The sequence below is a fragment of the Thalassomonas sp. RHCl1 genome (assembly GCF_947387555.1).
Lineage (GTDB): Bacteria > Pseudomonadota > Gammaproteobacteria > Enterobacterales > Alteromonadaceae > Thalassomonas.
On the sequence record NZ_CANDNZ010000014.1, the window covers coordinates 81,098 to 94,680 of the forward strand.

Below are 13,583 nucleotides of genomic sequence, written 5' to 3' on the forward strand. Positions count from 1 at the left end.
TACTAATAAAAAGGTAGCCAAAGTTAAAATATATATTTCCTTTATCAGATATAGGAGTAAACTATACCTAGCTATACACTAGATAAACAAAGCCACAGCCAATGGTCAGACCATTAATTTTTAAAATTTTCTTTAAGAAGATGAGCTTAGCTATATGGATTTAAGAAGCCTGCAATATTTTGTCGCCGTTTTTGAAAAACGCAGCTTTAGCGCCGCCGCAAAAACTTGCTATGTAGCCCAACCGTCGATCTCCGCAGCCGTGGCTCAACTGGAGCAGCATTTAAATACCAGTTTGTTTAACCGCCATGCCCGCGGCGTCAACCCCACCAACAGCGGCGATAAACTCTATCCGCTAGCGAAACAACTGATCGGCCAGGCAGATGCCATTAAAACCGTATTTACCGAGCGCAGCGTTAAACAACCCTTTTATCTCGGCGTTACCAAAGGACTGGGAGTAAAGCGCATGAGCGCGCTGTTAAAAGACTTTACCTCAGCCGAAGAGCAGGTTGAGCTGACCTTAGTCCCCCACACCGAGCCGTGCGATGCCCGTATCATTATCAAGGAAGAGCTGAAAGAGCAGGAAACCCACTGGTCGCTGTGGCAAGAGGATTACCTGCTGGCACTACCCTACAACCATATCCTCTCTTTGCAGGACAGCATAAAATTACGGGATCTCGACGGCCTGCCTTTTATCCAACGTACACCCTGCACCGAGTGGGACACCCTGAGCGATGCCCTGACCCTGGAAGGGATCAGTGTCGATACCCGGGCCAAAATCCAAACCATAGATTACGCCCTCGGCCTGGTACAGGCCGGGTTGGGCTGCGCCCTAGTGCCCGCCCATCCGGAAATTATCAGCAAAACCGATGTGGTGTTCAAGCCGATAGAAGGGTTGAGGCTGATGCGGGAGACCGTACTTGCCTATCAGCAGCCATCGGATATTATCAACACCTTATTGCAGCTGGTGTTAAAACACAGGCAATAGCCCTTGCAATAAGTTATGAGCTTATCCACGGCGTACTTCACGATAAGCAAGCGGTAACAGCTTCTTGAATAACATGGGTAAAATGCATAGACTGTTCACTTTATGAGCAATGGATTTTGCATACAAATAACATCATTGGAGGATGTTCTTTTGCTTAAACGCTTTTCCCAAAAAAAACAATCCTCTGTGATAAGTGCATTACTTCATTCCCGCAAGTTTCAGTTCATCATCGCTATTGTTGTTATTTTGTTCTTCACGTTCTTGATAAAACCACAGGAGGTACAAGCCATGTTTGGCATTTTTAAACGTTATGAGGTTGAAATGTCCCCTGAGGTACGCGGTCGTATCACAAACAACGGTAACCCCTTGGCAGGTATACAGGTAGCCCGCAGCCTTTCTTATGAGGGGTTCCAAAAAGGTAAAGAGCAACTGGAACATACCACGACCGATGCCGATGGTCGCTTTTCATTCAAACCGCTGATGGTGAAGTCACGCCTACCGGGGGATTTGTTCGGCCAAAATATGCTGGTTTGGCAAGCTGTTTATGTTGAACACGACGAACAGCTCTACCACCTTTGGTCCACCCATAAGATATGGCACCCGGTAAAACCTCTGTCCGAGTTATTAATTCAACTTAACTGTGATTTACAAGACAAGAAAGTTCAACATGAAATAAATACCTTGGATTATGGAGGTATGTCATCTCAGGTAGTTGGCTCTATCTGCCACTGGCAAGGAGAGCGAATATCCACCTATTATAACAATGAGCTTATTTCATCTTATGATGAAATAAAATAACCATTAACGGCATTACCTCAATATTTTAAGGATGAAATATGAAAGCCATTTCCCCCCGGGTCGCTTCAGATTTAGCCTTGGCATCCTATCGCATCAAAGGAACCTTACCCAAAGGATATGAACTAAAGCTCAAATCAGAGACTCAGCAACATTTCAGTTTTGATTTATCCAAACATATCTATAAAGGCACTTCCGGTGGTTTTTTTTGGCGGCAAGAAACCGGCTTTGCTTTAATTGGCCAGGGAAAAAGCCAGCAACATGCCCAGGATCATGTGATTGCCATCAGGGGCACCGATAGCCTGGCCGATGCGCTAACTGACGTCACCTGCCACAGTACCAATAGCGATAACGGTACTTCGGTCCATACCGGCTTTCAAAGCAGTTTTGCTTCATTAAGACCCGGCTTATATGCCTATTTAAATCAATGGGAAATCCGACGACAACAGGGAGTTATCCATTGTGTCGGTCACAGCCTTGGCGGCGCACTGGCAGCCTTAACCGCCGACTGGATCAAGGCTGAATTTGATAAAACCGTCTACCTCTACACCTTCGGTGCTCCCCGCGTAGGTAAAAAAGATTTTGCCAATAGCACCAGCACCCGGGTAGATGAAATGTTTCGCTGTGTTCACGGAGCCGATCCTGTACCTAAAGTTCCTATTTGGCCATTTTTCCATGCCCCCTTAAATGGCAATGAATACCTGTTATCACGCGCCCAGGGTATCGATTTTAACGCACACTCTATGCCCGCAGGACCAGGTTATATAAATACTGCAGATCACAATGATTGGGAGGGACTATACCGCCAGTCGGCAACAACAGTGAGCCAGCGCGTGGTACTCAATTACCAAAACCGTATCCACACCACCTACTCAGCCCATTGGGCTGATAAAATTGCCGCGGCATTAATGACTATCATGATAGACGGTGGCGCCACCGCTATAGTGGCAAGCCTACAGGTAGCTGGAACTTCCATAGGCACGGTATATGATGTGATGGCCAGGACTTTAGTGGATATAGTTAAAATTGCCGATAAACTCAAAGAGCAAGTAAAAGCCTTATTGGGACATATGTTGGTTTTTGCAGGCAGAGGCGCCAATATCACCATAGAATTTACCGAAAAATTCATCCGCTGGGTCTTTAGCGTCACCATAGGCCGGTTAAATAGAGCTGCCAGGCAGGCGTTAAAACAAAACTCATGATACAGAGCTCTTTTTATATCAAGGTGTTAAGGAGGCACAAATGGGTCTTGTCTTAGCACCCTTGATTATTTTCTGGCTGGCGCTAGCCTTTTATTCATTGAATATGGGCTATGCATTAATAAACGATTCAACCTGGTATCCAGATGCCGTTTCTGTCGCAGCCATTGCGCTTTTCTCTTTAGTAATTTATCTCCGCCTCGGCTTCGCCAGATTTAAAGGCAGGAAAAAGCTCTTGGTATTTGAAATACCAATATACTTTACCACCAATAAAGCATCATTTTTCCTGATCATTTTCGCTATACTAGCACACAAGTTTGGCTCAGATTACCTCAGCCATGAATACCTCAAACCTATACCATTTATACTGGCATTCACGATTTCTTTCGCCGCCATCATTGGTACTTTTTATTCAGAAATATTTATAAAAAAACATAAGATAAATCAAATACATTAACAACCTTAACAAAATAAAAAGCATGATTTAGCATACGCTTAGCCATTTTGTATTCCCTTGAAAAAATAGAAACTTTTCAAACAGGCAATCCCCCACAATTAACTGGTAGTGTTTATTCCATATTCATACGATTAAAACTTGCTAAAACCGCCATAAAACAACACCCCTTTACCGTCATATGCATATAAAACGCTTTTAACTATACATATTGTTACTATATATAGAAAACTCATTTTTATATCCATATTGTTACTCGGTGCAATTTAAAATCGGGTGAGCTTTCACCTGCCCTTGATTCGGGTTAGCGGTAACTCACCCGCCATTTTTCCTCCGTTACTCTTGCGGTTTAAGCTTGAGAGCGCGCAAACCCGTGTGGATATTGTCTATTTTCTCCCGATAGCCGATAACCTGATATTTAAGCCAAAAATTAATATGTCTAATACCTTCAATGGTGTCCGGGGTGATACATTCAGGCTCACGGGCAACCGCAGCGAAAGCATCAAAGAGAAAGGCGCACTCCTCACTGAATTTGCCAAAGTCGTCACAGAGGTCGAGACTTTCGCCCGCAAGCTTGCTTCTTTTGGCTTCATATTCAAGCAAAACCTCTTGGCTTATTGACACTAAATCAGACATGACAGCGCCCTCCCTTGATGGTTAAACAGAGACAAAAGCTGGAAAAACCGCAATTGCCAAAAGGGATTGCGTGCACTGCACTTTTTTTAGCGGCGGTGGTTTTAGCTGCACTTGTTTCAGTTACATGATTGACTGACGGATGTCGGGGGGTTGGTATATTTTCTGTTAAAGAAACTTTAACCGAGTGAAACTCTGGCATATCATTAGGGTTAGCCATGGTGGATACCTCACTAGTATCTGTTGTGGTTAGCTGCTTCTGAGTGCCTCTACACTCAGGGGCAGCGCTTAACGGTTCGCCGGTATTTTGCCGGTTCGCCTTTACTTGTTGTCAACTCTTTTCAAGCTCTTTCAAGCGCCTTTTAAGCGTTTGATGAGTAAGTAAAAAAAACACCTCCGCTGCTTGCTGGCAAAACGTTATTTGCCCCTTAAAGGTATAGTACAAAATACTATATATATCCACAGTATTCGGCTGTATTTTTGACGGCACATCAAGATGAAAATTGACGGGAACAAGGTATTTTCACCGGGTTCATTCACCGGGCGACAGCGGGTCACGGCAGGTACCCAACGCTATTATTAATCCTCAAGGGCAGGGGCGGGTTTTGATTGTGCTGTAATAGCAAACGCAATAAAGCAGTGACCTAGGTTCAATAAGGATAAAGAGTCAAGTTCACCGCTTTATCATTCCAGACTAAAGCTAGACATCTAAGCCCTTGCAAGCAAGGCGCAAGCTTGCTCCCGACATTAATCTTGGCAATTAGCACCGTTTGCCGAGCAGCACACTTATTGGCACTGAGCGCAACGAAGAAATTGATTATTTAGCCCATTAAAAGAGGTTAATACATGATTTCGTTTGCTATTATTGCTCCTTGATAAAAAGAACCAAACAAATCAAGCTATCATCGCTGCTTAATTTCAGATAGAGCAATAGATATGGATATAGATATAGATAAATCAATACTCATTCGTCTCGCCGGAGAAGGCGCATACCAAAGAGGCGTCAAGGTATATCAAAGCGGGGCTGTATTATCTGTTAGGGAAAAATCAAATCATATCCTGGCTAAAGTCGAAGGCACAGAGACTTATCAGGTAACCCTGCAAATAACCGATAAAGTATTAGATGGCAGTTGCAATTGTCCGGCTTCTGAAAATTTTGACTTTTGTAAGCATTGTGTCGCCACAGCCCTGGCTTATCAGGAAAGACAAACCGAGCAGGATAGCCTTCAAAATGGTGCTCCCCTTGAGCGTATCCAAGCCTATATCAATCAATTGTCTGAGCAGGAAACAAAAGAGGCCTTATTTCAGCTGATAGGCGATGATGATTTACTTACCCGCAAATGGCAGTTAAAGGCCGATAATGCTGCTGGAGCTATCGATACCAAGCAACTGAAAAAACAAATCACCCAAGCCCTGCCATATCGCAGCATCTGGGAGTACAGCAAAGTTCGCAACTACTTTGTCAGAGCCGAGACGACACTTGAGCCCATTTTTGACATCTTCACCACGCTCAAGAGTGAAGATGCCTTTTCCCTTTGCCAGTATATGTCTCAGCGGTTAAATAAAGTATTGGAACGCCTGGATGATTCAGGGGGCTACCGTTACAGCCTGGAAGAGCAGATCAATGAACAGCTGACAACACTGTTTAAGCAACTGCCATGGGCAGCCGATAAAAAGTCGCAGTTTTTACTCCAGGCGCTTTTAAATGAAGATGATTATATGGTTTATCCCGAAATTCCGGGAGACTTTCTCGACAGCGCTACACCTGAGGTCAACACACTATTTTATCAGGCTATTCAAAAGGCATGGGATGCCTTGCCTGAGTTGGCGATTGACGCCGGTTATGATGAACAAAGGCCATATAACAGATTGCTTTATATCCTATTGGCACAGGCGAAAACCGAAGAAAACCTTTCCGGGATGATCACATTAAAAACTAAAGTTGCTGTACATGTTCGTGACTTTATTGAGCTTGCCGAACTGAACCTGACTCAAGAGCATATAGAACAAGCACAATTATGGCTTAACAAAGCCCAGCAGCATCCGGATAAGTTTCGCCATGTTATCGCAATCAAACAATTAACAATAAAGTTATTGCTAGCCAGACAACAACCTTTAGCAGCATTAGAAATTCAATGGGAAATATTTACTAAAACAGAACTTTTTGAAGATTATCAAAAGCTGCTGACGTTGACCGAACAAGCCGGAGAAGATACTACTGCATGTTACCAACAGGCAGAATCCGTGCTACTCAAAAACAGCACCGACAAACAACATAACCATTGGCATGCTCCCGGCTACAGTCTGGTTGACTTTTACATAAAGAACAATCAAATAGAAAAAGCAGCAAGCTATGCAATCAATAATAAAACCGATAGCGAACAGCTAAAACTCATTGCCGGGAAAATCATGCCAACGGATGCCAACTTAGCCTTCAGCTTTTATCAACGGCTTGTTATGCTTTATCCGCAACAAACCAATAATGAAGCATACCAACGGACAGTGGATACGCTAACAGAATTAAAACAAGGTTTACCCAAGAGCAGTCACTGGGATAGCAAGTTTATGACCCTGGTTGAAGAGGTAAGGCAGGCATACAAAGCCAAGCGTAATTTAATGAAGTTATTAAAGCAACATTTTGCCTGAACAGGTCATAAATAATCTTACCCCTTATAACAATGACAAAATATTCAAATAAGCAGTAAGAACATTATCTTGTAATATCAGATAATGTTCTTCTCTACAGATTCTTACAGTTTCCAACGCTTTTCCCTCAATTCCTTCACTGAATTGAACACAGATAAGTACCTAGAATACACCTGTGCTTAACGATAACCCCCACCCGATATTCTGCATACCCGGGTGCAAACAACCAGGAGAAGGAAATGAAAACTCTGCTTAGCCACTTGCCTTTAGCTGTTACTGTCGCAGTGCTGGCGGGCTGCTCCGCCAAACCGCAAAACTCAGGCAGCGAGCAAATATTACTTACCAGCCATAAAGCCGCCGAAAACTGCCGTTTCCTCGGTGAAGTCAGGGGCACACAGGGTAATTTATTAACCGCCACTTTCACCTCGGATGAGGACTTAATTTTAGGGGCGCGCAACGAACTCAGAAACCAGGCGGCTAAAATGGGCGCCAACTATGTGGTGCTTGAACAACAAAACCAAAGCATCAATCTCGGCGGTTTTGGCGGCGCTTATAATTCCACCTTATTCGGCAATGCCTATAAATGTCCGCAACCGGCCATGACCAACAAGGCCAAAAGCTAACGACACTGTTGTAAAGTTATATCCAGGTAAGAAATTGATGCAGTCACAGCGCAAACAAGAAGCTTAACTTAACAAACTCAGTTTCTTACAATTTTTAAACAAATTAACTAAAGGAGCAGTCTGCCCAAAGTAACCGCTATTTGTTAACATGTGTGAAATTACTAGCACATAAAAGTTCATTGATTTTATTTTCAAGTGCCGGCGATATAAACCGCCTTTTGCCTCGTCAAACAACTTATTTTGAGGCCGTTGAAAATAGCCAATGAGCTGATAACAAAGGTTTTGCACAAATGCTCAGCAGAAAGCTATTCGCTACCTTATTTTTACTCTTTTTGGCAATACCTGTTTGTTACGCCGGGGAAAGTTCAAACCCTGACCCTACTCCTGAAACAGTGACGGAGGAGCAGGAAGAAAGCGATTTTAGCTGGCAGGCCATGATAGGGCTTTCTGCGGTTTATGACCCAAGCTTACTTAAAGGGGTTGATCAGCAAGATGCCTTAGATTTTCTCAACCTGGCTCTCCTGTTAGATGTTAATTATAAAGGATTTTTTATTCAGTCGAATCATCGCCGCGCCGATGGTTTATTAGACGGTACTTCCCACGGTGCCGAGTTCGGTTACCGGATAGAAGCTAATGATAAGCAAGAACTGGATATCATCTTTAAAAACTATATCGGCGGCTTTGAACCTAGCGAACTGATAGACAAAAAAGACAAGAATATCCCGACCCTGGAAGGGCTGGATGACCGGCTGCCGGGCCATGGCATCGCTTTTCGTTACTCCCGTTTTAACGAAGACCAGATGTATTCGCTGGATTTGGCCCGGTTAAGCATGGAAGGCGAAGAAAGCGGTTGGTTAATCGAAGGCTTTTACAGTTATTTTATCCCCTACCGTAACTGGGATATTTATTATGGCGGCGTACTGACCTACTACTCCAGCAGCATAGTGGATTATTTTTACGGAGTCGATAAAGATGAAGTCACCAGCGCCCGGGCATTTTACCAGGCAGATGGCGGCTTTCGCGCCCAGTTAGAAGTTGTGGTGCAGTACCCGATCTCGAAAAGTTGGTCGTTTAACGGAGCCGTCACCCAGAGCTTTTATTCCGACAGCTTTACCGACAGCCCGCTGGTTGATAGAACCGGTACCACCCAAATTATGCTGGGGGTACTGTATGTATTTTAAACGGGCCGCCACTGTCCTGGTCTTTGCCCTGTTTAGTGCCTGGCAGTCCCCGGTAATGGCCGCACAGGCAAACGAAATAAACACTTTGCCGGCACCGGGCAGCCCGAAAGAGGCAAAAGCCGAGAGCAGTACGGCAAGCAGTGCCGATGCCGGCACGGGCAATGTCGCAACACGCCCACAGGCACTGCCGGTATTATCGGTGCAACCGGCAACTTGTGTCGCCCTGCACCAGGGACGGACCTGTTTTGCCCAGCTATCATTAAACTGGCAAAGCACGGGGGCCGGTGATTTTTGTATTTATCTTAAAGACAGTAAACAGCCGGTGCGTTGCTGGCAAAACAGTCGGGGAAATTTAACCAGTTTCGAATTTGAGTCAAACAAAAAAGTGGTTTTTCAGTTAATCGAACAAGGGAAAAACCATGTAGTGGCAGAAACCAGTGTCGATGTCAGCTGGGTGCATAAAGCGGCCCCGAGAAAGCGACGCTGGCGCATATTTTAACAGCTAGTGCTTTAGTGGCTAAAGCAGTAGTGATTAGCAGAGGCTTTTATAAACCTGCTTAGTTAACGGAAAAAGAAATGACAGAGAATATAAAGATTTTATTGGTAGAAGACGATGTCAGCCTGGCTTCCTGGATCAGCGAATATTTGCTGGAACAAGAATTCCAGGTAAAGCATGTTGAACGTGGCGACCAGGTGATGGCGGCACTGACAGACTTCCCGGCAGACCTGGTATTGCTTGATGTGATGTTACCCGGCCTTAACGGCATCGAAGTATGCCGACTGATCCGGGAAAAATCTGCCATCCCTATTATTATGCTGACGGCACGAGCCGATGAATTCGATGAAGTCATCGGCCTTGAAGCCGGGGCCAATGACTATGTGATCAAACCGGTACGCCCCAGGGCCTTGCTGGCCCGCATTAAAAGCGCATTAAGAACCCGGGTGGTGGAAGCCGAGCCCAGTAATAAACTGGTTCATGGCGACCTGGTCATTTACCAGGATGCCAAACGGGTGATCTATCAAGGGGAAGAAATAGAATTATCCACCAATTTGTTTGCCTTTTTATGGTTTTTAGCCAGCCATGCCGGGGAAGTTATCGACCGTGATACGGTATTTAAGGCCCTTAAAGGCCGGGAATATGACGGCCTGGATCGCCGCTTTGACGTGATGCTTTCGAGCTTAAGGAAAGTCTTTCACGATGATCCGCAAAAGCCGAAAAAATTTAAAACCATCTGGGGTAAAGGTTACCTGTTTGTCGCCGACGCCTGGCAGGACAATAACCCAACCGAGTCATGAAAAGTCTTTACGCCAGTATTATTTTTACCGTTTTTGGCTCGTTGTTTTTTATCGGCTGGGGTCTGGACAAGCTGGTTGCCGACCACTCGGTATCCGAAGACAGCCAGGAAATCGTCTTTTATAAACAGCTGATAGAAGGCTTAAGCCAGCAACTGAACCAGCTGCCCAAGCAAGATATCCCGAAAGAAGCCGAGAAATTCCGGCAATTTTTCCAGATGGATCTCTCCCTGAAAAATGCCGACAATATTGCCCTGCCGCGTACCTTAAGCAGCAAGTTATCCCAAAGCGGCGGTTTATTGCTGGCATCGGAATCCGGGGCTTATTTATTAAAAAGCATCGACAGCGATCCCCAGCAAATCCTGCAACTGAACCTACCGCCTGAGCCGATCCACAACCAAAAACTGGATCTGTTCCTGACATTAGCACTATATGTCGGGGTTTGCGGGGTATTAATTTTATGGTCATTGCCGTTAACCCGGCGCATTTACCTGCTAAATGCCGCTGCCGCCAAATTCGGTAAAGGAGATTTAACCGTCAGGGTACCGAAAAGCCGCTTCTCCTACATTACCATGCTGGAAAACAGCTTTAACCGCATGGCAACACAAATAGAAACCCTGATCGCCGACAATAAAATGCTCGCCAGCAGTTTATCCCATGATATCCGCACCCCTATGGCCTGCCTGCGCTTTGGTGTCGATGCCGCGCTGGACACTACCAATACCGAGAAAAAGGATATTTACCTTAACCGCATGGACAACGAGCTTACCCGGATGGAAGATATGACCGCAGCCTTTTTGGAATTCGCCGGGCTGGAGCGCCACGGCCTGCATTTAAAAATCACTTCCGTTAAGGTTAAGGCTTTACTTAATGCGCTTATCGAAGACAGCCAGTCGCTGGCGGAGCAGCATAATATCAAGCTTACCGCCCAGCTGCCGGAGCAGGACATTTATTGCCAGCTCGACTTTCACTGGTGTTACCGGGCGATACAAAACCTGGTAGGCAATGCCTTTCAATATGCCGCAACCGAGGTCTTGCTGACCTTAAAACAAAAAGATCACAGAATTGTTATCACAGTGGAAGATGACGGTGTCGGCATACCAGAAGATAAGCTTGAGACGATTTTTTCTCCTTTTGTCAAACTCGAACAAAACCGCTCGCGGGAGCAGGGACACTTTGGCCTCGGCCTGGCCATTAGCGCCAAGGTGATGGACTGGCACGAAGGCAACATTTGTGCAGAAAAGTCACCTTCTTTATCGGGGGCTTGTTTTACCTTGTCGCTGCCGGAAAAACAGCTGTTATCACAGTAAAAAAACGAAAAATACACTTTAAAATTCACTTTATTACGCTTTACTCTCCCTCTCCGGTAAAGCGCAATTTTGCAAAACCCAAAGTAAGCACTTGATTTACAACAGGAACAAACTCCACATTTGCTCCCGCCTCCAACCCCGTTCACTTATGAACTTAATTTGTGATACAAATGTGATAACTCAGTGACCAAGTCGCAATATCTGCTGTCCATACTTGCTTTCGTCGATTGTTTTTTATTGATTAAAAATAGAAGGAAGCACAGATGAAACTCAAGTCACTATTCGCCGTTGCCGCATTGGCAGCGGGCAGCTCAGCGGTTCAAGCCCAGGATTTAAATATCACGGTCACTAACCTGACCCAGGCTATCTATTTTACCCCGCTGATCACCGCTGCTCACACAGCGGATAACCAGATGTTTTCCACCGGCAGCGCTGCCAGCACGCAGTTACAGGCGATGGCAGAAGGCGGAGATATCTCCGGCCTGTCAACCCTGTTAACCGGTGTCAATGCCGATATTAATGAAAACCCGGCCGGAGGCCTGTTAGCGCCGGCAATGTCAACTTCCTTCATGCTCACCAACAGCGAGAATAATGATTATTTATCGCTGACGGCCATGATATTGCCTTCAAATGACGGTTTTGTCGGCCTGGACAGCTGGATGATACCGGAAGAAGCCGGCACCTATACCATCTATCTTAACGCCTATGACGCCGGCACCGAAGCCAACAATGAATTGGTTGTCGAAGGCAGCGGCGCTCCTGGAGTTGCCGGTATTCCGGCCGCGCCCGGCGGTGATGCCGGCACCGGCGGTACCGGCGTAACCAGCAGCGAAGGAAATACTATGGTGCATATTCACCGCGGCAACCTCGGGGATGATAATCTGAGCGGCGGCAGCAGCGATCTCACCAATAATGTACACCGCTGGTTAAACCCGGTTGCCAAAATCACTGTCGTTGTCATGTAAGGAGGCTTTATGTCTATCTATAACATTAAAGGGCTGGCACCGCTTGCCCTGGTGACCTTGCTCAGTGCCTGTGGCGGCAGCGATAACGACATCGACAATGACGGTGTTATTGATACGCCCGCCCCTATGCCGGTTGAAATGAGTTATGAAGTTACCGTTACCAACTTAACCTATGCCCAGCCGTTATCGCCCCTGGCCGTAGTCTTACACGGTGACAGTGCCCTGTGGACGGTTGGAGAAATGGCCTCAACGCCACTGGAAATACTCGCCGAAGGTGGTGATAATAGTGAGTTAATCGCCATGGAATCCATCCTGGCTTCTGTTTCCGGGGAGGCCGCGGTAGGACCGGGGGCAAGCACCACGTTAACGGTAACGACCACGGATGAAATGGCGACACATTTGTCTATAGTTTCTATGTTGGTGAATACAAATGACGCCTTTACCGGTCTAACTGCCATGGACTTATCTTCATTAACGGTAGATAACCCACAAACATGGACTTTAGGCGTTTATGACGCAGGCACCGAAGCCAATAGTGAACTTGCCGGCACTATTCCAGGACCTGCCGACGGTGGCACCGGATATATTGCAGAGCGTGACGATGTCGATTTTGTCGCTATGCATCCCGGGGTGGTCACTATGGACGACGGCTTGTCGACCTCAGTATTAACGCAGGCCCATAGATTTGATAATCCGGCAATAAAATTAACAATAACGCGGAAGCAATAGGAAAACTGCACTGGCCGGTTTTCCTGGCCAGTGCCTATGAAAGACAAAGTTTTAATTGTAGAAGACGAACTAGACATCGCCGAGTTGATCAAAGTGCATTTGAGCGAACTCGATCTTGAGGCGGAAATATGCGGTCATGGTGATTTAGCCCTGAAAATGGCGCTGAACCAGGACTTTCAACTGGTGATACTGGATGTCATGTTACCCGGCACCAATGGCCTGGACATTTGCCGGGAGTTACGCGGCGCCAAACCGTTGCAGGCAATCATGATGCTCACCTCCAGAACATCGGAAACCGACCGGGTATTGGGACTGGAATTAGGCGCCGACGATTACTTAAGCAAGCCTTTTAGCGTCAGGGAATTACAAGCCAGGGTGCGCAGCCAGCTCAGACGGGTGCATAGCCTGGCGCAAAGCCAGAGCCAGGAGCAGCATCAGGAAAGTGCGGTAACCTGTATCGGCGATTTAATGGTAGATCACAGATGTCATCAGGTGACTTATCAAAATGAAGCGATAGAGTTAACCTCCACCGAATTTGATCTGCTGAGCTTTTTGGGCAAACACCCGGATCAGGTCTTTTCCCGGGCTCAGCTACTGGATTCGGTATGGGGATACCATCATAGCGGTTATGAACATACGGTAAACTCCCATATCAACCGCTTACGTAATAAATTGGAACGGGACAGTGCCAACCCGCAAATCATTCAAACTGTCTGGGGCGTTGGCTACAAACTAAATTCAGCAGGAGTGAGCGGTTAACCCCTCATAAG

The 13,583-nt window shown here is 46.0% G+C and carries 14 protein-coding genes; 13 read left to right on the forward strand and 1 reads right to left on the reverse strand.

From position 1 onward, the window contains the following. Positions 1-154: 154 nt before the first annotated feature. The 4 genes from QL234_RS26365 to QL234_RS26380 all read left to right on the forward strand — a co-directional run bounded on the left by QL234_RS26365 (position 155) and on the right by QL234_RS26380 (position 3,436). Positions 155-985: a LysR family transcriptional regulator gene (locus QL234_RS26365; RefSeq protein ID WP_281560743.1), complete on the forward strand. Its 831-nt coding sequence runs from the start codon at positions 155-157 to the stop codon at positions 983-985. 150 nt (positions 986-1,135) lie between these two features. After that, positions 1,136-1,783 carry a DUF6795 domain-containing protein gene (locus QL234_RS26370; RefSeq protein WP_281560744.1) on the forward strand — a complete coding sequence of 216 codons (648 nt, stop codon included), beginning with the start codon at positions 1,136-1,138 and terminating at the stop codon, positions 1,781-1,783. Positions 1,784-1,821: 38 nt separating this feature from the next. After that, a complete protein-coding gene (locus tag QL234_RS26375; protein WP_281560745.1) occupies positions 1,822-2,982 on the forward strand; it encodes a lipase family protein in 1,161 nt (386 codons plus the stop codon). Positions 2,983-3,022: 40 nt separating this feature from the next. Beyond that, positions 3,023-3,436, forward strand: coding sequence for a hypothetical protein (locus tag QL234_RS26380; protein ID WP_281560746.1), 414 nt, complete (start codon positions 3,023-3,025; stop codon positions 3,434-3,436). A gap of 333 nt (positions 3,437-3,769) precedes the next feature. Here QL234_RS26380 and QL234_RS26385 read toward each other — a convergent pair whose 3' ends face one another. Next, the gene (locus QL234_RS26385) at positions 3,770-4,069 is read right to left on the reverse strand and encodes a hypothetical protein (RefSeq protein WP_281560747.1); all 300 of its coding nucleotides are present in this window, start codon (positions 4,067-4,069) and stop codon (positions 3,770-3,772) included. Positions 4,070-5,002: 933 nt separating this feature from the next. On the opposite strand from QL234_RS26385, the gene QL234_RS26390 reads away from it, so the two are divergent. From QL234_RS26390 to QL234_RS26430, 9 genes are all read left to right on the forward strand, one after another. After that, positions 5,003-6,712 carry an SWIM zinc finger family protein gene (locus QL234_RS26390; RefSeq protein ID WP_281560748.1) on the forward strand — a complete coding sequence of 570 codons (1,710 nt, stop codon included), beginning with the start codon at positions 5,003-5,005 and terminating at the stop codon, positions 6,710-6,712. Between the two features lie 239 nt (positions 6,713-6,951). After that, positions 6,952-7,335: a DUF4156 domain-containing protein gene (locus tag QL234_RS26395; RefSeq protein ID WP_281560749.1), complete on the forward strand. Its 384-nt coding sequence runs from the start codon at positions 6,952-6,954 to the stop codon at positions 7,333-7,335. 290 nt (positions 7,336-7,625) lie between these two features. After that, positions 7,626-8,516 carry a MipA/OmpV family protein gene (locus QL234_RS26400; protein WP_281560750.1) on the forward strand — a complete coding sequence of 297 codons (891 nt, stop codon included), beginning with the start codon at positions 7,626-7,628 and terminating at the stop codon, positions 8,514-8,516. Further along, positions 8,506-9,015: a DUF3019 domain-containing protein gene (locus QL234_RS26405; protein WP_281560751.1), complete on the forward strand. Its 510-nt coding sequence runs from the start codon at positions 8,506-8,508 to the stop codon at positions 9,013-9,015. Before QL234_RS26400 ends, QL234_RS26405 begins: the two co-directional genes overlap by 11 nt. A 77-nt stretch (positions 9,016-9,092) precedes the next feature. Continuing rightward, the gene (locus tag QL234_RS26410) at positions 9,093-9,812 is read left to right on the forward strand and encodes a response regulator transcription factor (RefSeq protein WP_281560752.1); all 720 of its coding nucleotides are present in this window, start codon (positions 9,093-9,095) and stop codon (positions 9,810-9,812) included. Further along, positions 9,809-11,119: an ATP-binding protein gene (locus QL234_RS26415; protein ID WP_281560753.1), complete on the forward strand. Its 1,311-nt coding sequence runs from the start codon at positions 9,809-9,811 to the stop codon at positions 11,117-11,119. The genes QL234_RS26410 and QL234_RS26415 overlap by 4 nt, the downstream gene beginning before the upstream one ends. Before the next feature lie 263 nt (positions 11,120-11,382). After that, the gene (locus tag QL234_RS26420) at positions 11,383-12,084 is read left to right on the forward strand and encodes a spondin domain-containing protein (RefSeq protein WP_281560754.1); all 702 of its coding nucleotides are present in this window, start codon (positions 11,383-11,385) and stop codon (positions 12,082-12,084) included. Between the two features lie 9 nt (positions 12,085-12,093). Continuing rightward, complete coding sequence (locus QL234_RS26425; protein WP_281560755.1) at positions 12,094-12,813, forward strand: spondin domain-containing protein; 720 nt, start codon at positions 12,094-12,096, stop codon at positions 12,811-12,813. 36 nt (positions 12,814-12,849) lie between these two features. Continuing rightward, positions 12,850-13,572, forward strand: coding sequence for a response regulator transcription factor (locus QL234_RS26430; protein WP_281560756.1), 723 nt, complete (start codon positions 12,850-12,852; stop codon positions 13,570-13,572). Positions 13,573-13,583: the final 11 nt, after the last annotated feature.